17 protein-coding genes and 1 tRNA gene are annotated in these 21,009 nt (G+C 67.1%); 8 read left to right on the forward strand and 10 right to left on the reverse strand.

Features of this window, described 5'->3' with window-relative positions:
- Positions 1-7 precede the first annotated feature (7 nt).
- From NNY25_RS02380 to NNY25_RS02395, 4 genes are all read right to left on the reverse strand, one after another.
- Entirely contained in the window at positions 8-1,297 is a 1,290-nt protein-coding gene (locus NNY25_RS02380) for a hypothetical protein (RefSeq protein WP_265569757.1), read from the reverse strand.
- A 13-nt stretch (positions 1,298-1,310) separates the two neighbouring features.
- Complete coding sequence (nhaA, locus tag NNY25_RS02385) at positions 1,311-2,543, reverse strand: Na+/H+ antiporter NhaA (RefSeq protein ID WP_265569758.1); 1,233 nt, start codon at positions 2,541-2,543, stop codon at positions 1,311-1,313.
- 41 nt (positions 2,544-2,584) lie between these two features.
- Entirely contained in the window at positions 2,585-3,628 is a 1,044-nt protein-coding gene (locus NNY25_RS02390) for an SDR family oxidoreductase (protein ID WP_265569759.1), read from the reverse strand.
- Between the two features lie 70 nt (positions 3,629-3,698).
- The gene (locus NNY25_RS02395; RefSeq protein WP_265569760.1) at positions 3,699-4,868 is read right to left on the reverse strand and encodes a glycosyltransferase family 4 protein; all 1,170 of its coding nucleotides are present in this window, start codon (positions 4,866-4,868) and stop codon (positions 3,699-3,701) included.
- Positions 4,869-5,184: 316 nt separating this feature from the next.
- Here NNY25_RS02395 and NNY25_RS02400 point away from each other — a divergent pair, with 316 nt between their 5' ends.
- The 8 genes from NNY25_RS02400 to NNY25_RS02435 are packed head-to-tail and all read left to right on the forward strand — an operon-like array spanning position 5,185 to position 16,570.
- Complete coding sequence (locus NNY25_RS02400) at positions 5,185-6,444, forward strand: nucleotide sugar dehydrogenase (protein WP_265569761.1); 1,260 nt, start codon at positions 5,185-5,187, stop codon at positions 6,442-6,444.
- A gap of 11 nt (positions 6,445-6,455) precedes the next feature.
- Complete coding sequence (locus NNY25_RS02405) at positions 6,456-8,882, forward strand: hypothetical protein (protein ID WP_265569762.1); 2,427 nt, start codon at positions 6,456-6,458, stop codon at positions 8,880-8,882.
- Positions 8,882-10,843 carry a glycosyltransferase gene (locus tag NNY25_RS02410; protein WP_265569763.1) on the forward strand — a complete coding sequence of 654 codons (1,962 nt, stop codon included), beginning with the start codon at positions 8,882-8,884 and terminating at the stop codon, positions 10,841-10,843. The genes NNY25_RS02405 and NNY25_RS02410 overlap by 1 nt, the downstream gene beginning before the upstream one ends.
- A gap of 2 nt (positions 10,844-10,845) precedes the next feature.
- On the forward strand, positions 10,846-11,916 hold the full coding sequence (locus NNY25_RS02415) for a polysaccharide biosynthesis/export family protein (RefSeq protein ID WP_265569764.1): 1,071 nt from the start codon (positions 10,846-10,848) through the stop codon (positions 11,914-11,916).
- Positions 11,913-12,716 (forward strand): ABC transporter permease, encoded by an 804-nt coding sequence (locus NNY25_RS02420; RefSeq protein ID WP_265569765.1) that lies wholly within the window; start codon positions 11,913-11,915, stop codon positions 12,714-12,716. Before NNY25_RS02415 ends, NNY25_RS02420 begins: the two co-directional genes overlap by 4 nt.
- On the forward strand, positions 12,713-13,411 hold the full coding sequence (locus NNY25_RS02425; protein WP_265569766.1) for an ATP-binding cassette domain-containing protein: 699 nt from the start codon (positions 12,713-12,715) through the stop codon (positions 13,409-13,411). Before NNY25_RS02420 ends, NNY25_RS02425 begins: the two co-directional genes overlap by 4 nt.
- A gap of 23 nt (positions 13,412-13,434) precedes the next feature.
- Entirely contained in the window at positions 13,435-14,811 is a 1,377-nt protein-coding gene (locus NNY25_RS02430) for a KpsE/RkpR family capsule polysaccharide export protein (protein WP_265569767.1), read from the forward strand.
- Positions 14,804-16,570 carry a tetratricopeptide repeat protein gene (locus tag NNY25_RS02435; RefSeq protein WP_265569768.1) on the forward strand — a complete coding sequence of 589 codons (1,767 nt, stop codon included), beginning with the start codon at positions 14,804-14,806 and terminating at the stop codon, positions 16,568-16,570. The genes NNY25_RS02430 and NNY25_RS02435 overlap by 8 nt, the downstream gene beginning before the upstream one ends.
- Before the next feature lie 33 nt (positions 16,571-16,603).
- Here NNY25_RS02435 and NNY25_RS02440 read toward each other — a convergent pair.
- The 6 genes from NNY25_RS02440 to NNY25_RS02465 form a co-directional block, all read right to left on the reverse strand.
- Positions 16,604-16,679, reverse strand: a tRNA-Phe gene (locus NNY25_RS02440).
- A 56-nt stretch (positions 16,680-16,735) separates the two neighbouring features.
- Positions 16,736-16,918: a DNA gyrase inhibitor YacG gene (locus NNY25_RS02445; RefSeq protein WP_265569769.1), complete on the reverse strand. Its 183-nt coding sequence runs from the start codon at positions 16,916-16,918 to the stop codon at positions 16,736-16,738.
- Complete coding sequence (locus NNY25_RS02450) at positions 16,902-17,816, reverse strand: ribonuclease (RefSeq protein ID WP_265569770.1); 915 nt, start codon at positions 17,814-17,816, stop codon at positions 16,902-16,904. Before NNY25_RS02450 ends, NNY25_RS02445 begins: the two co-directional genes overlap by 17 nt.
- On the reverse strand, positions 17,809-18,381 hold the full coding sequence (locus NNY25_RS02455; RefSeq protein ID WP_265569771.1) for a Maf family protein: 573 nt from the start codon (positions 18,379-18,381) through the stop codon (positions 17,809-17,811). The genes NNY25_RS02450 and NNY25_RS02455 overlap by 8 nt, the downstream gene beginning before the upstream one ends.
- A 4-nt stretch (positions 18,382-18,385) precedes the next feature.
- Positions 18,386-18,604, reverse strand: a complete 219-nt coding sequence (gene infA, locus NNY25_RS02460) for a translation initiation factor IF-1 (protein WP_147042814.1) — start codon at positions 18,602-18,604, stop codon at positions 18,386-18,388.
- A gap of 113 nt (positions 18,605-18,717) precedes the next feature.
- Positions 18,718-20,841 carry a sodium-translocating pyrophosphatase gene (locus tag NNY25_RS02465; RefSeq protein ID WP_265569772.1) on the reverse strand — a complete coding sequence of 708 codons (2,124 nt, stop codon included), beginning with the start codon at positions 20,839-20,841 and terminating at the stop codon, positions 18,718-18,720.
- Positions 20,842-21,009: the final 168 nt, after the last annotated feature.

Here is a 21,009-nt window from a genome sequence, read left to right on the forward strand (position 1 = left end):
TTTCGTGTTAGTTTGTGAGGACGACCGGGTTGGTCAGCAACAGCTCCATCGCGTCCCATTCGCTCATGCCCTCGGCGACGCGCTCGGTGATCCACTGCTTCACCAGCTGCTCGCCGGTCACATAGTTGATGATGTAGGCGCGGTTGGCGTCGGCGAAGGCGACGGTGCGCTTGGCCTGCGCTTCGGAGCGCAGCATGTACTTGCGCTGCAGCGCTTCGGCCTCGGCGGCGGTGATGTGCCCGTCGATATAGGCGCGGCCGATCATCGGGTTGGCTTCCTCGAGCCCGTCCATCGCCTCGACGACCGCGAGGTAGCGTTCCGCCTCGACCGGATCGAACCCGGCGATCGGGAACAGCGTGTCGCGCACGAACGGCAGCAGCTCGTTACCGGGGTAGGCGAGCTTGACGCCATAGTCGGCGCTTCCTTCAGCGATCAGCGACTGCGGCGAATAAAGCGGGTAGACTTGGTATTCGACCCAGCCCTTGCCGTCGGCGAGTTCCTGTTCGAGCAGCGCGTTGTAGAGGTGGTGACCGGGATAGCCTTCGTGACAGCCCAATGTGACCGCGCGGTGCGGCGACACCTCGCTGTCGAGATTGACCTGGATGAGGCTCTGCGCGTCGCCCTTGTACCAGTTGTAGCCGCTCCACACCTTGTCGCGGACGAGTTCGAGGGTGAAGGCCTCGCCCTCGGGCATGTCGATATGCGGTGCGGTACGCGCCTTGCAGTCGGCGGTCGCGGCGAGGATGGCGGCTTCGACCTTGTCGTCGGGAATGACGAAGCGGCCGAGATAGGCCGAGACACGATCCCCGACCGTGCCTTCGCCCGGGACGAGCGCGTCGAGCCGTTCGAGGACGGGATCGAATTCGGCTAGCTCGCGAACCCGCGGCGCGGCGCCGTAGAGGAGGCGGGCTTCCTCGTCGAAGGGGAAACGCGTGCCCTCCATCATCTGCATGCGCGCATCGGCGGCGCGTAAGTTCGCGTCGAGCGACGCACGCCGTGCCGCGTCCATCGGGTCGACCGGCGACATGGCGGCGAGCGCGGCGCGCAGGCTGGCGACCTCGGCCCTCAGTGCGGGGATCGGGCGCGGATCGGCTTCGGCGGCGGCGCGCCACTCGGCGGGGCCGTAATAGGCGTCGATATAGCCGTCCTCGTGGGTGCCGATCTCGAGGCTGGTCTTCACATAGGCCTCGGCGATCGTGTCGAGGGTCGGGGCCGGCGGCGCCATGCTCGTCGCGGGGGGCTCTGCGGCGCAGGCGGCGAGGCTTGCGGCGGCGAGGGCAATCACGGACAGTCGCATGGCGGTCTCCTTGTCAGTCGGGCACTTCGCCCTTTTCGAGCTTGGAACGGGGGTGAAGCACGTCGCGCATCTCTTCGATGTCGGCGTTGGCCGACGGGCGCGGATGGCCGAGGCGCAGCACGATAAAGCCGACGAGGGCCGACAGGAGCGAGCCGGCGAGCGTGCCGATCTTGGCCGCGTCGACCGCTTCCGGATTGCCCGGGAAGGCGAGCTTTCCGATGAACAGGCTCATGGTGAAGCCAATGCCGCACAGGATCGCAGCGCCGTAGATCTGGCGCCAGCGCGCGCCGTGCGGGTGCGAGGCGAGTTTGAAGCGGATGGCGACGTAGATCGCGCCGAAAATGCCGAGCTGCTTGCCGACGAACAGGCCGAGCATGATGCCCAGCGGCAGCGGCGAAAGGATCGCGCCCATGTCAGACGGCACGTGCACGCCCGCGGCAGCGAAGCCGAACACGGGGACGATGAGGAACATCACCCAGGGGTGGATGTCATGTTCGAGCTTGCGGAGTGGACTGCGCTTCTCGCCGCGGCCGAGCGGGATGGTGAGCGCGGCGAGCACGCCCGCGATGGTGGCGTGGACCCCCGAGGCGAGGGTGAAGAACCACAGGATCGCGAAGCCGATCATGAAGGGCGTGAGCTTGCGCACGCCATAGAGCGACATGGTGCCCATGATGGCGGTCGTGCCGAGCGCGGCGGCCAGCGCGAGGACGTTGAGGTCGGCGGTATAGACGAGCGCGATGATCGCTACCGCGCCGATATCGTCGACGATCGCGATTGTGACCAGCAGCAGCTTGATCGAGGCGGGCGCATAGCGGCCGAGGATGGCGAGCACGCCGATCGCGAAGGCGATGTCGGTCGCCGCGGGGATTGCCCAACCCGACTGGAGCGGGGGCGAGAAGCCGGTGACGAGCAGGTAGACGAGTGCGGGGATCGCCATGCCGCCGAGCGCCGCGATGATCGGCAGGCGGCGCGCCTCGGGCGTGGCGAGACGTCCCTCATACCACTCGCGCTTCACTTCCAGCCCGACGAGCAGGAAGAATATCGCCATCAATCCGTCGACGATCCAGTATTCCACGCTGAACTGGCCGAAGCGAGGCCAGCTGGGGCCGAACTTGAACGCGAGGAGGTCGTGATAATGGTGCGCGAGCCCCGTGTTGGCGAAGACCAGCGCGAGCGCGGCGGCGCCGATGAGGACGAGGCCGGCGAGCTTCTCCTGCGCCTGGATCTGCTTTGGGGTCGAAGCCATGGCCCGCCTGATAGACAGGCGGGCGCTCGAAAGTCGAGAGCTTAGCGGTTGCGGCTGAAGTCGAGATAGTAAGGCATCGCCTCGCCGAGGCCTTGTCCGACAGTGTGGGTGGGGGCGTAGCCGAGCGCGTCCCTCGCCTTGTCGATCGCGGCCAACGAGTGACGCACGTCGCCCTGGCGGAAATCGGCATAGGTCGGCTCGCGGTCGTAATGGACCTGGTAGTCGGCAAGTTCGGTCCGGATGCGCGTGAACAGCTCGTTGAGGCTGGTGCGCTGGCCGACCGCGACGTTGAACACCTTGGCCGAGCCGTCATTTTCGGAAAGCGCGGCGCGGATATTGGCCTGCACGGCATTGTCGACGAAACAGAAGTCGCGGCTGGTCTCGCCGTCGCCGTTGATGACCACCTCGTCGCCACTGATCATCCGGTCGATCCACTTCGGGATGACCGCAGCATAGGCGCCGTCCGGGTCCTGGCGCGGTCCGAACACGTTGAAGTAGCGAAGACCGGTCGAGCCGAAGCCGTAGTTGCGCGACCAGATGTCCGCATAGATCTCGTTAAACAGCTTGGTACCGGCGTAGGGCGACAGCGGATTGCCGATCCGCTCCTCGACCTTGGGCAGGTTGGGCTCGTCGCCATAGGTCGAACTCGACGCGGCGTAGACGAAGTTGGTGACGCCCCGCAGGCGCGCCTCGTCGAGCATGTTGAGGAAGCCCGAGACGTTGACGTCGTGGCTGGTGCGCGGGTCTGCGATCGAACGCGGGACCGAACCGAGCGCGGCCTGGTGGAGGACGAGGTCGACCCCGTCGAGCGCGGCAGCCACGGCCTCGCGGTCGCGAATGTCGCCCTCGATGAAGGACAGCGTTCCGGGCGCGCCCGCGGCGATGTCGGCGACCATGTCGAGGTTACGCTGGTGGCCGGTCGCGAAATTGTCGAAGCCGACCACGTCCTGTCCGAGCTGGAGCAGGCTTTCGACGAGGTTCGAGCCGATGAAGCCGGCCGCGCCGGTGACCAGCCAGCGACGACGCGTCGCGCGCACGGCCTCAGCAAGGCTGGATTGGTCTTCGCGTTCGAACCAGGTGGCCATCGACATTCCTTCGGGACTCGGGGGATTTCGGGATTGCGGGCGGCTCCCTAACCGAGCGGCGCGCGGCTGGCTAGGTGCTTGATGCGGCGAGCAATTCCAGCTCGCGCGGGATGACGAGGTCCATCGCGATGGTGGCGCGGATGCGCATCGCGGCGTTTCGGCTGCGACGCTCGAATTCGGACGGGTCGTCCACCAGGCGGGCGATGCCTTCGGCCAGCGCGGACGCGTCCTCGGGCGGGGCGAGGATGGCGGAGTCGTCGTCGGCAAATTCGGGAATGGCGGCGACGCGGTTGGTGGCGACGACGAGCCCCGAGCTCATCGCCTCGTCGCGCGCGACCCCCTGCGCATCGTCGCGGGTCGGGCAAAGGAAGATGCCGGCACCGCGATGGAGGCGCGCGATTTCCTGCTGCGGGACGAAGCTCTCCTCGCACGTGACGTTGGGCAGGTCGCGGATGGGCAAGAGGGTGCGCTCGAACAAATGGCCGGTGCCGACGAAGCGGAAATGCATGTCGGCGAAACGCGGGTGGTCGCGCAGCTGGAGGATGGCCGCGACCGACAGGTCGTTGGCGTAGCGCCAGTCGCTGAACGGACGCACCGAGAGGATCTCGAAGCGCTGTTCGGGCGACTTGGGCTCAAAGGCGTAGAGGTCGGTGTTGATCGGCGAGGGGAGCACGACCGAATTGCGGATCGGGAAGCCGACCGCCTGCTCGGCGGTGGCGCGGGCGTAATGCGACACGAAGGCGAGGGTGAAGCCCGGTTCGGGCTCGGACAGGAAGTCGCGCCAGAAATCGATCCGGCGCTCGAAGGTCGCCTTCGCCTTGTCCCAGCGCGCGGCATCGTCGGCCTCGCGTTCGGTGACCTTGTAGAAGGGCATGATCTCCGAGCCGTAAATCCAGCCGACGGTGCGCACCTTGCCGGCGAGCGCGCGAAACAGGTCGCCGAAATCGTCGGCTGGGGCGTGGGCGGCGACCGCGTCGGGGCGGGTTTTTTCGATCTGTTCGAGGCAGGCCTCGGTCGGGCCGACGATCACGTCGACGCCGTCATAGGAATAGCGCGTCAGCTCCTTCTGGCGCCGCAGCCAGAAGACGGTGGTGCGGATGCCGCGCTCGCGATAGGCGAGCACGCGCCGGTGCACGAAGCCGTGATTATAGAGGCGCTCCTCGGACGGGTAACCGCGCGTGACGACGAACAGGTGCATGGCGCGGCGGTCTACCGCAGCTTCGACGCCGCGCCTAGCCACGCCGCCGCGTCCGGCGAATTATGGTTTAGATTGGCGGCTGCAAGATACAGTAAACATTCACCTTTGTTGTGCTCTTCGCGGGGCCGAGCAGGGTTGCCTAACAAGGTTAAGCATGACATGAGCGCGCACGCTATCCGGAGCGGGTGCCGGCGCATCGACTGCAATATGTCCAATACGGCCATGGCCGGTCATGAAAAGGCCATAATAAGAGCGATTTAGGCGCCTCATTGCTTGCGGAGCGGGAATGCCGGGGTGCTGAGGCTCCGGGACTATCAGTGAAAGGGTATTCGTGAGTTTGAACGACCGGATCTGTGTTGTGGGTCTAGGCTATGTCGGGCTGCCGGTAGCGCATGCCTTCGCCAAGAAGTTCTCAGGCGTCATCGGCTTCGACGTTTCGGCCGGGCGCATCGCAGAGCTACGCAAGGGCCACGACAGCACGGGCGAGCTCACGCGGGCGCAATTGGACGAGGTCGCGATCGAGTTCACGGACGATGCCGCGCGCATCGCGGACGCGGACTTCATCGTGGTCGCAGTGCCGACCCCGGTCGATGCCAACCGCTCGCCCGATTTCTCGATCCTACGCGCCGCCTGCAAGTCGGTGGGCAAGAATCTCAAGCGCGGCGCGATCGTCGTGTTCGAAAGCACCGTCTATCCGGGCGCAACCGAAGAAATCTGCGGGCCGGCGCTGGAGAAGGCCTCGGGCATGACCTCGGGCGTCGACTTCAAGCTCGCCTACAGCCCCGAGCGCATCAACCCGGGCGACAAGGCGCACCCGATCGAGAAGATCGTCAAGGTCGTCTCGGGCCAGGATGCCGAGACGCTCGAGAAGGTCGCCGCGATGTACGAAACGATTATCGATGCCGGCGTCCACCGCGCTTCCTCGATCGCGGTCGCCGAAGCGGCCAAGGTGCTCGAGAACACGCAACGCGACATCAATATCGCGCTTATGAACGAGGTCGCCATGATCTCGCGGCTCGCGGGGTTCCGCACCAAGGACGTGCTCGAAGCCGCTTCGACCAAATGGAACTTCCTGCCCTTCACGCCGGGCCTGGTCGGCGGACACTGCATCGGCGTCGATCCCTACTATCTGACCTCGCGTGCCGAGCAGCTGGGCTATCACCCGCAGGTGATCCTGGCCGGGCGCCGCATCAACGACAACATGCCCCGCTTCGTGGCAACCGAGCTCCTGAAGGAATTGGCGACCAACGGCTTTCCGATCCGCCGCGCGTGCATCGGCATGCTGGGCGCGACGTTCAAGGAGAACGTCCCGGACGTGCGCAATTCTAAGTCGGCCGAACTGGCGATCGAGATCGAGAAGTTCGGCATGAGCGTCCAGATCGCCGATCCGCACGCCGATCCCGAGGAGTTCGAGGAGGAATACGGGCACGCGCTGGTCGATCTCGACAAGTTCGGCGACATGGACGCGCTGATCCTCGCGGTGCCGCACGATGCCTACATGGACGGTCTCAAGGACCTCATCGCCCAGAAGCTCAAGCCGCGCGGCGTGCTGCTCGACATCAAGTCGGTGCTCGATCCGAAGGAGTATGAGGGCACCTACAACTACTGGTCGCTCTAGGAGGCCAGGCGATGTTCTCCGTCGTACCGATCGGGACCTGCCGAATTCATATCCCGCTGTCGCGGGCGCAGGAATCGTTCGACATCGACGTCCGTCTGGCACGCAATTACGGCTTCACCCACACGGCGCGCGAGGCCGTCCAGCAGTTGCGCTACCTGCACGGGGACTTCGCCGTTCCCGAAGCGGTCCGGCCGATCCTGCTGCGGTCCGAGGACGAGGAACGAAGGATCGCCGACCAGCGGTTCGAGGAACCCGATCTCTACATTGTCGAGATCAGCTCGGCCAAGCTGGTGCGGGTCGGAGAGGTCTGCGTGCAGATCAACTATCTCTACCGCCATTTCGGCGAGTTCTTCTCGGATACCGAGCGAACGCGCGCCTTCTGGCGGCTGGCGGGTGGTGACGATCGCGCGGCACTCGACGCATGGCTCGACGAGCAGCCGACCTTCGCCAGGCTGTCCGACGACGACAAGGCGCTGGTTCGCTCGATCCGTCTCGACTTCGCCGACGACGACGACATGCGCGCCGCGATGACGGACATCATCGCCATGACGGGCAAGGACAGGGTCGCCTTCGTGACCCACGTCAACGCACTCAATGCCGAAGGACAACGCGTCGAGAGCCGTGATCGCCTGATCCGGTCGGTCGAGGCGCAGGCCGCCGCGCTCGGCGTTCCGGTCTACAATCCGACCGCGCTGATGACGGAATTCGGCCAGTCGCGTGCGATGGAAAAGGCCGGTCTCGACCTGACCCATTATACCGACCTCTTCGCCGACAGGCTGCTGCTCGACTGGAACGAGACCATCCTGGGCGGCGTGCTTGCGGTCTCGCAGGACGAGGCGGCCACGCGCGAACTCCTCGCCGAACACGAGCGACTGCTCGAACAGGGCGACGTCTTCGCGGCGTCGCGCCTGCTGCGCGACCGATTGCGCCAGCCCGACCCGAACGACCGCCTCGTGCGTGCGCTCGCGCGGCTCGAACACCGGCTGGGCGATCACGAGACGACCGTCTCGCTTTACGATTCCCTCGACAGCGGTCGCTTCTTCGGTGCGTCGGATCACGAGGCGCTGATCGGATCGCTGGTCGAGCTCGAACGCTACGATGCCGCGCTCCGGCTCGGCGAACGACTGATCGGCGACGAGGCGGAAACGGCGGACATCGTCCGGGCGAGCGCGATCGCCGCTCATCGCCTTGGTGACGAAGCAAAGGCCATGACCTTGTGGAAGCGGCTCTTCTACGGCGGCGACAAAGTGGTCGAGGCAGGCCATGCCATCCTCGACCTCGTGGCTGGCGGCGTATCCGACGGTGACGATCTTCGCGGTTGGGCGCAGCGCGTGTTGCGCCGCGTTGCCGATCATCCGGGCGCGGTCGAGAAACTGTGGGAGCTGGCGCTCGAGGCGCGGGATCTTCCCGAACTGGGGCGGCTGGCCGCGCTTTCCGGCAAGCTCGACGATGCGTCGAGACTGGCGCTCGCGCAGCGAGGAGCCGACGCCGGATTGCATTATTCCGTCGCGCTGCTGGTCGAGCATGCGCCGGCAATCGGCCCCGTACGCCAATGGGCCGTCGACCGCCTCGACGATTGGCTCGAGCGCGGCCTTGATGCCCTCGGGCAGCGGGACTTCGCGATCGCGGCCCAGCTGGTCCGCGCCGTCCTCGTTCTCAAGCCCGCGAACCATGACGCACAGGAGGGGCTGCGTTCGCTGACCGCGGCCATCCGCAAGGCGGCGCAGGACGCGCTGGCGTCGGGCGACCATCGCGGCGCGCTGGAATTCGTCTCGGCGGCAAGGGCGGCCGATATCGAACTCGAGGACCTGCACGATGCGGCCGGCCGCGCCGCCTACAATGCGCGCGATTTCGAACAGGCGGTCCGCCTGCTGTCAGACCATCTGACGAAGGACGACGCCGACGCGTTCATGCTGCGGCTCCTGGCGCGGTCCGCGACCAAGATCGGGGATCCCGCCCTCGCGGTCGATGCCCACCTCGCGCTGATCGAACATGACGAAGCCGACCCCCAGCAGGTGGCGGAGAGCCGACGTCAGGTGCGCAGCCTCGCGGGCCATCTCCTCAAGGCGTCGCGCACGCTGACCGAGGAGGGCTCGTTCGAGGAGGCGCACCGTCTTCTCGGCAAGGCGTTCAGGGCGGATGCGCTGGACGGGCGGGTGGAACGCGCGATGAAGGCCAACCAGCGCGCCCTGCGCCTGCGCATCAAGGAACTCGCGCCGGGTGACCATGACCGTCGTTTCGACTATGGGAGATTGTTGCTGTCGCTCGATCCCCAGTCCGAATTCGGGGCGCGCGCGGCCGCCATGGCGGCGCTGCGCGCCAAGCGCTATGAAGACGCGCTTGCCTATTTCGAACGCATGCGTCCGCTGACCGAGAACAAGGACCAGGTCGAGCGCAACATCAAGAAGTGCAAACTGATGATCGAACGAGCCGCGTAATGGCCAGTCCCAATCTCTCCCCGGCCGCCGACGAGCGTGCATTCGTCGCCGAATTGTCCGAGGCGCTCGAACAGGCGCGCAACGTCGCGGGCGCCAAGACGGCGCTCGACCGCTACGGCGCGACTGCCGCTGCCAGCGACCTGTTCGACATTCGCCTGATCCATCTCCAGCTCATGGAGAAAGCGGGGCTCGGCGAGGAAACCGGGCCGGGCTGGGCCGCGCTCTATGCGGAACGTCCCGACGATCCGGTGGTCGTGCGCTACAAGGTCGTCTCGCTCTACCGCGTGCGCGATTTCGACAAGGCGATGGCGATCATCGAGCGGGCCTGCCCCGAGATCGGCGACGAGCAGCAGGACCGGCTGTCGCGCCATTTCCGCGCCAAGCTGCTCGACGACATCAAGCTCCACGACGAGGCGTTCGCGCTGTTCCGCGAGTTGGTCGACCATTATCCGGCCGAACCGCGTTTTCGCGTCGACTATGCCAAGAGCCTGGTCAAGCTGGGGCGCCTCAAGGAGGCGGTCGAGCTTTGCGAGGCGGCGATCGGGCCGCTCGGCGAGGAAGGCGAGGCGCTGTTCGAGGACAGCAAGGTCAAGCTGTCCTGCCTGGAGCGCGTGCTGCCCGCCGAGCGCGACCTTCATGGCGAGGATTGCCGGTTGATCGCGCTCGAGCTGGTGTTGCGCACGTTCGAAGGGCGCTCCGTGGCGCCCGGCAAGGGCCCGCGCAAGGTGGCGATGATCACCGGAACGCTCGGCGCGGGCGGTGCGGAACGGCAGCTGACCAAGCTGACGCGCCTGATGAAGGACGTCGGCGGCAACGACTTCGAAGTGATCGTGCGCTCGCATGAAAGCAAGCTCAAGGCCTCCGACTTCTTTCTGCCGGTGCTCGAAGAGGCGGACATTCCGGTGCGCCAGGTCGACCGCATGAAGCCGGTCCATGCCGACCGCCAGGTCGCGATGGGCGAGGACGAGGCGATCCTATACTCGATGCTCCCTCCCGCGGTGCATTTCGGCCTGAACCGTCTCGCGCCCGTGCTGCGCGACGGCGAGTTCGACGTGGCCAGCATCTGGCAGGACGGGGCCGTGCTGTTCGCCGGGCTCGCGGCCTTGTTCGCCGGGGTCGGGCAGGTCCAGCTGGTCTTCCGCGGTCTGCCCCCCAACATCCGCCGCGAACGCAACCGCGCGGAGTATCCGGTGCTGTTCAAGGGGCTCGCGAAGATCCCCGGGGTGCGGTTCGTGACCAACAGCCATGTCGTGGCCCGCGAATATGCCGCCTGGCTCGGCCTGCCCGAGGCGGAGATCGACGTGCTCTACAACGCGGTCTCGCCCTGCATTCAGGAAGCGACTACGCTCGACCAGGCCAAATGGGCCGACTTCGAGGCGCGCACCGGCACGGACGCGGTCACGATCGGCGGCGTGTTCCGGCTCGAATCCGACAAGCAGCCGATCCGCTGGCTCAAGATGGCCAAGATGCTGCTTTCCGAGCGGCCCGACGCGCGCTTCGTGATCGTCGGCGACGGGCGGCTGCGCAAGAAGGTGGAAGACTATGCGCGGGCAAACGGCATCGCCGACCGGCTGCTGCTCGTCGGCCATTCAAAGAGCGTCGGCTACTGGTACGACAAGATGGACGTGAAGGTGCTGCTGTCGCGCTACGAAGGACTGCCCAACGTGCTGATCGAGGCGCAGTCGGTGGGAACGCCGGTCGTCTCGACGCCTGCAGGCGGCGCGGCCGAATGTTTCCTCGAGGGCGAGACGGGGCACATTCTGGGCTGCGCGGAGAATCCCGATCTCGAGGAGGCCTGCGCGCGCGTGCTGGCGATCCTCGAACGGTTTGCGCGCGATCCCGGCCGGGCCGACCGTGCACGCGAGTTCGTCCGCACGAGTTTTTCCGACCGCCGGGCCGTCGAGGTCTTCGGTGGACTGCTGGCGTCCGGTGTCCCGGCGGCCACGAGACAAGGGGTTTGACGATGACGTCGCGTTTTCTACCGCTGCTGATGGCGATTCTCCTCCTCGGCGGGTGCGCCGTGCCGCGTACCGGTCCGAGCTTCGGCGAGGTGACGAACAGCGATAGCGGGCTCGTCATCCTGCCCGTCTCGACTGTCCTCGAAGCAGACGGACAGGCGGCCGTCTCCCCGCAGCTGCCGGCCTGGTTCGACGCGGCCCCTGCCTACGCATCGGACCGGCTCGGCCCGGGCGACGAACTGCGCATCCTCATCGCCGAATCCGCCTCGAACGGCGCCTTCCTGCAGACGCTTGCCGCCCCGCTGACGCTTGACGGGGTGCGGGTCGAGGAGGACGGCAGCATCCGCGTCGCCTACGCGGGCACGCTCGACGTCGAGGGACTGTCGGCCTCGCAGGCAGCCGCGCGCATCGCCGGTCGCCTCGATTCGATCCTCTATCGTCCGCAAGTGCAGGTCTCGCTGACCGGCTCGGACCGGCGCACGGTGACCGTGGTCGGCGACGCGGGCGGCGAACAGGTGACGCTCTCCTCGGGGCGCGACAGCCTTGCGACCGTGATCGCGGCGAGCCGCACTGCCCTCAAGGAAGACGCGACCTATGCGGTCGAGCTTCGCCGCGGCGACGAACGAGTCTCGCTGCCCTACGATCTGGTGATGGGCGATCCCGCCTACGACGTCGCGCTCGCCCCCGGCGATGTCGTGCGGCTGGCGCGCACGGTCAGCCAGATCACCGTGCTCGGCTCGGTCGGGCGGGGCCAGCTGGTGACGCTGCCCGCGGGCGGTCTGTCGCTCGTCCAGGCGCTGGGCGCTGCTGGCGGGCTCGACGGGAATGCCGCCGACCCCAAGGGTATCTTCCTGTTCCGGCCCGGGCATGGCGACGCGACCGCACCGGTTGCCCCCGCCATCTACCACATGGACATGCGCAACCCGCTCGACATCGTCGCGGGCAGCGAGTTCGCGCTTCGCGACGGCGACGTCGTTTACGTCAGCTACACGAGTTTCGCGCAGACCCAGAAGGTGCTGCGTGCGATCAGCGGGACGATCAGCGTCGGCGGTTCGGTAGCCCAGATCGCGCGATGAAGCCGCGCGCGCGCCTCGATGCGCTCGGCGAAATCCGCCGGATGCGCGCGATCATGCGCCGCGAGATCGGCTCGCGCTATGCCGGCGACACGGTCGGCTACCTGTGGGCCTACATCTTCCCGTTGTCGTGGATGGCGGTGATCTATCTCGCCTTCATCGCCTTCGGCCGGACTTCCCCGATCGATACCGACATCGTGAGCTTCCTCCTTTCGGGCGTGCTGCCCTATCTCGGCACGCGTTTCGTGATCAACGCGGTCGTGCGCGCGCGCACCGCCTACCGCCACATCCTGATCCTGCCGCAGGTCGACATCACGCTAGTCATCTTCTCGATCTTCCTGCTCGAGCTGGCCAACGGCATCGCCATGTTCTCCGGGCTGCTTCTCCTCAACTACGCGGTGTTCGGCTTCTTCGAGATGGCAGATCCGGGGCTCGTCCTGTGGGGCTTCTTCCTGGCCATCGGGAGCGGTGGCGCATTCGGGTTCCTGCTCGTCGCCCTCGCGCGGATCAGCCCGGTCATCCCGAAATCGAACCCCATCTTCCTGCGCCCGCTTTTCTATATCTCGGGAGTGTTCTTCGTCGCGAACGAGTTGCCGCTCGGTTTTCTGACGGCGATCTCGTGGAACCCGCTCTTCCACGCCGTCGAACTGCTGCGCGAAGGCATGTTCGCGGGCTATCACTCGGTACTCGCCAACGGCTGGGTTCCGGTCGCCTTCATCGGCGCGTGTCTTGCGCTCGGGCTCATCGTCCTCAACGCCGAGAGCCTGCCCTTCGAGGGCGAGAGCGAGGAGGAGCTGATATGATCGGCTTCGACCGCGTCTCGATGGCCTATGTCCACGAGGGCTTCCGTCGCCAGATCCTGCGCGACGCCACCTTGCTGTTCGAACCGCACGAGAAGGTGTGCGTGATGGCCCCCGCGGGATCGGGCAAGACCACCATCGCGCATCTGATGGCGGGCTTCGCCGAACCGCAGAAGGGCCACGTGCTGCGCGATGCGCGCCTGTCGTGGCCGATCGGCTTCTCGGGCGTGATGCATCCCGCGATCTCGGGCGCGGACAATGTCGAGATCATCGCCGACCTGGCGGGCGTGCCGCGCGCGGACCTGCTTGCCTACGTGATGGAATTCTCGGGGCTTGGCGAGGTGCTCGATCACCCGCTGCAGACCTATTCGTCGACCATGCGCGGTCAGCTCGCCACGAGCCTGTCGATCGCGATGCCGGCGCAAACCTACGTCGTCGACACGGTCGTCGGCTCGGGTTCGCCCAGCTTTCGCGCCAAGGCGGAAGTCGCGTTCGAGCGCAAGCTCGAGAATGCCGGGATGTTCTTCATCACCAGCGCGCCGCGTCAGGCGGAAAAGTACGGCGAGAAATTCTACGTCCTCGAGGAAGGACAATTCGAGCCGGTCGCGAGTTTCGTGGCGGCGAAGGCCTGGCTGGAAAGCGCCAACCAGCGCGAGGACGACCTGTCCTTCGTGTTGGACGGGTTTTTCGGTATCTGAGGCGATGGGCTAGAGAAAGAACGATGGACAATAGCGAACGTCTCGCCAAGTGGCGCAAGAAGAAGGAAGCCGAAGGCGGCAGCATCGGGCACCAGTCCGGCACCGTCGACCCCGTCGATCTGCCCGAAGCGCCGCCCACGCGGCAGGCCTCCGAATACGAAGGGCCGAGCGCAGCCGAACTGGCCGCCGCAGCGCCCGGGGCATCGCCGCGGCGCGCCGGCCCCGTGCCGCCGCGCGCTGCGACCGCCGCCGCGCGCATTGACGGCGATACGCGTCGCCTCAACGACCTGCTTCCCGACGACGAGGCGTTGGCCGCGCAGCGGCGCAAGCTGGTCGAGACGGCCTATGCCGACGGTCGCGCACGGTTGCAGCGGATCGCGCTCTACGCGCTGCTGCCGCTGCTGTTGCTGGCCGCCTATCTCGGTCTCGTCGCCCCGCATTACTTCCAGAGCTATTCGTCCTTCAGCGTGCTTTCGGCGGGGGAATCGGATGCCGGTCCGGCCGGGTCGATGATGGGGATCGGCTTCGGGCCGCAGCTCACCGACAGCTACACGGTGAAGGAATATCTGCGGTCGGCAGAGGCGATGGCGCTGGTCGACAAGCAGGAGAAGTTCCTCGACCATTTCGACAAGTCGCAGGGCGAAGGCGCGCTCGAATTCTACCGCGACCGGATCGGACTGACGGTCGACCAGCAGGAAGGCATCGTCGCGCTGCGCGTCGATGCGCGCACGCCCGAGGACAGCGTCCGCTTCGCCAACGCGCTGCTCGATCTCGGCCAGGCAAAGGTGCGCGAGATCGCCGCGCAGATCGAGGAAGACCAGCTGGCGCTTCTCAAGGACGAGGTCGAGGACAGCGAACGCCAGCTCAAGACCGCGCTCAAGGAATTGCAGACGCTGCAGGTCGCCCGTTCGGAGATCGATCCGCGCATGTCGGCCGAGGGCATCTTCACGATCATCAACGAGCTCGAGACCAATCTTGCCGAGCAGGAAGCGCAGCGCGCCGCGATCCTTTCGAACGGGCTCGACCAGAGCCCGCTCCTGCCGCGCATCAACGCCCGCATCGCGGCGCTCAAGTCTCAGATCGCACGCCAGGAAGCGCGCCTCGTCCAGGCGCGTGACGGCAATACGGTCCAGCGCTCGATCGCCCTGTTCGAGAATGCGCAGGCCGAAAAGGTCGCTGCCGAGACCGCGCTTGCCGCGGCGCGCGAGACTTATGATCGCGCCCGCGTGCGCGGGGTCGACCAGCGCAAGTATCTCGTCGTGATTGCCAAGCCGATGCTGCCCGAGGGCCCGACGCGTTCGCGCCTGTTCGACATGTCGCTGGCGCTCGCCGGTGCGCTCGCGCTCTATATCGCGGTCCGCTACGCCATGCTTCGCCGCCGCAGGGACAACGATGCCTGACCAGATCGATCTTCCGAGCGTCCAGCTCGTCTCGACCAGCCGCGTCGCGTACGCGCACTGGCGCCACGCGGTCGTGCCGGCGATGATCGCCGAAGGCGATCTGGCGGGCGCGGCGGAATTGCTTGGCATCCTGTGTCGTAGTCCGCTCTCGGGGCCGCGCGACCGGCTCGAGCGGGCGCGCCTGCTCAACGAGGCCGACGACCCGGGCGCGGTCGATGCCCTGGCTGGGCTGGTGGCCGAAGGCGCGGACGCCAACATCATGGCGTTCGGGCTGTCGCGTTTGCTCCTGAGGCAGGAAAACGAATGCGCGGCCGCGCTCGCCGCGAACTGGCGGACCTGGCCGCAGGATGACCGGCTCCAGACGCTGGCCGCCAAGGCGCTCGCGCGGGGCGGCATGCGCGAGGAAGTGGCCGCGATGACCGACGCGCAGGCGATGCCGACGTCCCCCGCCGAGGCCGTCGCGCGGATGCGGCTGCTCAACGAGGCCGGACACTATGACGAGGCCATCGCGCTCGCCGGGCAGGCGCGCGCCGGGGGTGCGGACAGCGCGGCGCTTCGCGTCGAACTGGCCGATGCGCTCGAGCGCTCCGACCGCCATGCGGAAGCGCTGACCGCCTATGACGCTGCGGTCGCGCAGGACCCGCGCCAAGTGCGCGCGGTGCTGCGGCGCGGCGAACTCCATCTCTCGCTCGGCAATGGCGAGGCGGCGATCGCCGACCTCTCGCTCGCGCTCCAGCTCGCGCCGCATCTCAACAAGGCGCGCGTCGCGCTGGGCCGCGCGTTCAAGGCGGCAGGCGATTATGAGCAGGCCGCCGACCTGTTCGTCGAGGCGCTCGCGCTCGAGCCGGCCAACGAGTCGATCCGCAAGCTCGCGGTCGCGGGGCTGAACCAGGCGGGGCGCAACAACGAGGCGATCGCGATTTACGACAGCCTCGTCGAGAAGCGCGACGAGGGGCTTCCCGACGATCTCGTCAAGGGCATGGAAGATCTTTGGGACGCCTCGGCGCGATTGAGCCTGCCGCAGGGCCGGATGGACTGGGCCTGGAGCCTGCGCGATGCCGACGCCTGGAGCGACCGCGAGGAATGGGAGGCGCGTGCCAAGTGGGGCGCGCTTGCCGACAAGCTGCTCTATAACTGGCTCGAATGCCGCACCGACCGCGTCGAAGAGGCGCTGCCGCTGATCGAGGATCTCGACGCGGCGGGCCGTACGCTCCAGCCGCTGCTCGATCGCGGCAAGGGCCTGATCGTCGCTTCGGGCCATATCGGGCTGATGTTCGCCGGGCCGCTCGCGCTCGAATTGCTGGGCTACGACAACAAGTGGCTCGCCTCGGTGCCCTCGATCCCGACGCTGGGCTTTGCCGACCAGCTGATCAGCACGGTCGACCAGACCGAGGCGCAGGTGGTGCGCCAGTCGATGCGTGCCTTGTCGGAAGGCAAGGTGCTGACCGTCGCCATCGACGGGGCGATGAGCATGGACGCGCCGCGCGTCGAGTTCGAGGGGCAGATGATCACCTACTCCTCGTTCGCCGCGCGCCTGTCGTTCAAGCAGAAGGCGCCGTCGGTTTGGGCCAAGCCGCGCTGGAAGGACGGGCGGATCGAGTTCGACCTCGCGCACATGCCGGACCCGGAACGGGCACGCGACCTCGACGAATTCCTCGACGCGTGGCGCGAGGCGTTCCTCGGCCACCTGCGCAATGCGATGCGCGACGCGCCGGAAAACCTGCGCCTGTCGGGCGGGCTCTGGCGCGACGTCGTCTAGGCTCGGGGACCTCGGTCCAGCGAATTTGGGGGATGGTGCCTAGGGACGGGATCGAACCGCCGACACTGCGATTTTCAGTCGCATGCTCTACCAACTGAGCTACCTAGGCGCACCGGTCGCGAGCACGTCAAATCAGATTGGCGCCTCGCTCTAGCGAAGGGGCGTCTAGCCGCCCTCATCCTCGCTTGCAACCCCCTGATTGTCGGCCGGCGGACCGGGGATGCGATAGCCGTCGCCGAGCCAGTTCAACAGGTCGCGATCCTTGCACCCGCGCGAGCAGAAGGGCTTGAATTCGGGGGCTGACGGCGCACCGCAAAGCGGGCAGGAAGGGTCAGACTTTCTGGGCATGGGCGCCTGACATGGCGAGGCCTGGCTCCGGACGCAAGGTCACCGCGCCGCCGACCTGGCGCGCGAGGCGCTCGGTCCAGCCCGCCGGTATCACGTTGAGCACCGCCGGATGGGCATGAAGCGCGATCGCGCCGGTCTCGCGCGATGCACGGCGCATCAGCGCGCGAGCCTCGAAGGCCGCGCGGTCCGCGGCCAGTTCGACGAGCGAGGCTCGGGAGCGCGGGCGCACGAGCTGGACGAAGCCGAAGCCGTTCATCGCGGTCCGCTCGAACGGCTTGTCGAGATAGTGATCTAGAATCCCGCCGACTTCCTTCTTGGCGTCCTTGCCTTCGGGGGCAGGGAAGTCGATGCCGACCGGCCCGCCAATGTCGAGGCGGCGAACGGCGAGCGCGCTCGCCCATGCGCCCATCTGCGACAGCTTGTCGGCCTGCAGCCAGCCGTCGATGTCGATCATGGTCATCGCGGCGGTCGGCTCGATCCGGAGTTCGCCGCCGTCGAATGAAACACGACCGCTGCGCGCTTCCTCGAGCAGGTCGTCCCAGCCCTCGATTTTCGCATGGCGCCCTTCCGCGAGCGGTGGGGCGGGGCGGGGGGCTTCGTCGGTGCGGCGCGCAAGACCGCGCTTCCACGGTTCGGCGCCGCCGAGCGCCTCGCGGGTGACCTCGACAAAGAGCCTGCCGCCCTCGGTGATGCCGCTGGCGCCGCGCGGAAGAAGGAATTGTTCGCCGCCCGCCTCGACGGTCACGCGCGGGGCGACCGCGATCAGCTTGGCTTCGAGGATCGTGCCGGCCGGGGTGACGCCTTCGCGGCGCACGCGGGCTTCGAGGATGGTCCCGTCAGGCTCGACCAGGGCGGCGCGGGTCTCGCCGATCCCGTCCTCGATCAGCCACTCAGGCAATGGGGAACCCCGCTGCCTTGAGCATGTGGCGGGTCTCGGCGAGCGGCAGCCCGACGACGTTGGAATAGCTGCCCGCGATGTGGCGGACATAGACCTCCCCATATCCCTGCAGCGCATAGCCGCCGGCCTTGCCCTTCCATTCGCCGTGGGCCGCGTAATAGTCGACTTCCGCCTCGCTAAGGCGCTTCATCGCAATCATCGTCTCGACCACGCGCGACTGTTTGCGGCCGTCAGGGCCGACGAGGGCGACGCCGGTCATCACGCGGTGGCGCCGTCCCGAAAGCAGCTTCATGCAGGCGCGCAGTGTGGCTTCGTCCTCCGCCTTGGGGAGGATGCGGCGGCCCACCGCGACGACCGTATCGGCGGCAAGGACCAGCGCGTCCGGATGGCGCGCGGCGACCGCGGCGGCCTTTTCCTCGGCGAGACGCTGGGCGTGCGGGCGCGGCAATTCGCCCTTGAGCGGCTCCTCGTCGAGGTCCGCAGGGTCGATCGCGTCCGGCACCACGCCGATGCGCGCGAGAAGGTCGCGCCGGCGCGGGCTTGCCGAGGCCAGCACCAGCTTCATGACACTACTTGAAACGGTAGGTGATGCGACCCTTGGTAAGGTCGTAGGGGGTGAGTTCGACGAGCACCTCGTCGCCGGTCAGCACGCGGATGCGGTTCTTGCGCATCTTGCCTGCGGTGTGACCCAGGATCTCGTGGCCATTCTCCAGCTCGACGCGGAACATCGCGTTGGGCAGCAGCTCGACCACCCGACCCCGCATCTCGAGAAGTTCTTCCTTGGCCATGTAATTCCTTGTGCGTTCGTTTCGGGTTGCAGGCTCTTAGAGGGAAATGCGCTCAAAGGAAAGGCGGGAGCATCGCTGCCCCCGCCTTCCCGATTGGTCAGAAATGAAGACCCTTACATCGCACCGTGGCCGGCGAGCGCGGCCAGCAGCAGCAGCGCGACGATGTTGGTGATCTTGATCATCGGATTGACCGCCGGGCCCGCCGTATCCTTGTACGGGTCGCCCACCGTGTCGCCGGTGACCGCGGCCTTGTGGGCTTCACTGCCCTTGCCGCCATGATTGCCGTCCTCGATATACTTCTTGGCATTGTCCCAGGCGCCGCCGCCCGAGGTCATCGAGATGGCGACGAACAGGCCCGAGACGATCACGCCGAGCAGCATCGCGCCCAGCGCGGCGAGGCCGTTCTCCTGGCCCGCGACCGCGCCGATCACGAAATAGACCGCGATGGGCGAGAGGACGGGGAGCAGCGAGGGGATGATCATCTCGCGGATCGCCGAACGGGTGACGAGGTCGACCGTGCGGGCATAGTCCGGACGCGCCGAGCCATCCATGATGCCCGGATTGTCACGGAACTGGCCGCGCACTTCCTCGACCACCGCGCCGCCGGCACGCCCGACCGCAGTCATGCCCATCGCACCGAACAGGTACGGGAGCAGCGCGCCGAGCAGCAGGCCGACGATGACGTAAGGGTTCGACAGCGAGAACATCTTGTCGAGGTCGGTGGTCACGCCGATCTCCGAGCCAAACACGCGCAGGTCCTCGACATAGGCCGAGAACAGCACCAGCGCGGCAAGGCCCGCCGAACCGATCGCGTAGCCCTTGGTCACCGCCTTGGTGGTGTTGCCGACGGCGTCGAGCGCGTCGGTACGATGGCGCACCTCGTCCTCGAGGCCCGACATCTCGGCGATGCCGCCGGCATTGTCGGTGACCGGGCCGTAGGCGTCGAGCGCCACGACCATGCCCGCCAACGCGAGCATCGCCGAGGCCGCGAAGGCCACGCCGAGCAGGCCCGCCAGCTGGAAGCTGACGATCACGCCGGTGATGATGACGATGGTCGGCAGCGCGGTCGATTCAAGGCTGATCGCGAGGCCCTGGATGACGTTGGTGCCGTGACCGGTCTCCGACGCTTTTGCGATGGTCTTGACCGGGCGATAGTTGGTGCCGGTGTAATATTCGGTGATCCAGACGATCAGCGCGGTCACCGCGAGGCCGACCAGCGAGGACCAGAACAGGTTCATCACCGGGAAGGTAGCGCCGGTCGACACTTCGATCGCCTGGCCCATGTCGCCGCCGAACGCGTAGCTGGTGGCGAAATAGATGGCGATCGCGCCGAGCACGGTCGCGGTCCAGAAGCCCTTGTAGAGCGCGCCCATGATCGAGCCGCCCTTGCCGAGGCGCACCAGGTAGGTGCCGATGATCGAGGTGACGATGCACACGCCGCCCATCAGGAGCGGGAGCGCCATCATCGGGGCGAGCAGCGGACCCGACACGAGCAGCGCGACCATCACCATGGTGATGCCGACGGTCACGACATAGGTCTCGAACAGGTCGGCGGCCATGCCGGCGCAGTCGCCGACATTGTCGCCCACGTTGTCGGCGATCACGGCCGGGTTGCGGGGATCGTCCTCGGGAATGCCCGCCTCGACCTTGCCGACGAGGTCGGCGCCGACGTCGGCGGCCTTGGTGAAGATGCCGCCGCCCAGACGCGCGAAGATCGACACGAGGCTGGCGCCCAGCGCGAGCGCGGTCAGCGCGGTGACCACGGTGCGGTCGTTGGCAGCGAAGCCGGCGGGGCCGGTCAAGTACCAGTAGAGCACCGCGATGGCGAGCAGGGCGAGACCGGCGACGAGGAGGCCGGTGACGGCACCCGCGCGAAACGCAACGGTGAGGCCGTTCTGCAGGCCGACACGCGCCGCCTCGGCGGTGCGCACGTTGGCGCGGACCGAGATGTTCATGCCGATGAAGCCGGCGACGCCCGACAGGATCGCACCGATCAGGAAGCCGATGGCGCTGAGCCCGCCGAGGAAGAAGAAGACGAGCGCGGCGACGACCACGCCGACCATGGCGATGGTGGTGTACTGGCGGCGCAGGTAGGCTTTCGCGCCTTCCTGGATGGCGCCGGCCACCTCGACCATGCGTTCGTTGCCGGCAGGCGACTTGAGCACCTGCTGGCTGGTCACCATGCCGTACAGCACCGCCAGGATGCCGCAGGCAATCGCAATGAGAACCAGGTTCATGTGATTGAATTCCCCCATTTTCGAAGCGGTCTCCGTGCCGGGGGATCCGGCCGTCGACCGACGAGTGGAAGGGAAGGTGTAATGTTCCTAGCGCGCGTGGCAACCCATCGCGCGCACCGCGGCAACGACGAGTGTCAGTGAAGCAGCAGCGCGGCGGCCATGCCCGAG

Origin of the sequence: Sphingomicrobium nitratireducens, from assembly GCF_026157035.1 — a bacterium.
Taxonomy (GTDB): Bacteria; Pseudomonadota; Alphaproteobacteria; order Sphingomonadales; family Sphingomonadaceae; genus Sphingomicrobium; species Sphingomicrobium nitratireducens.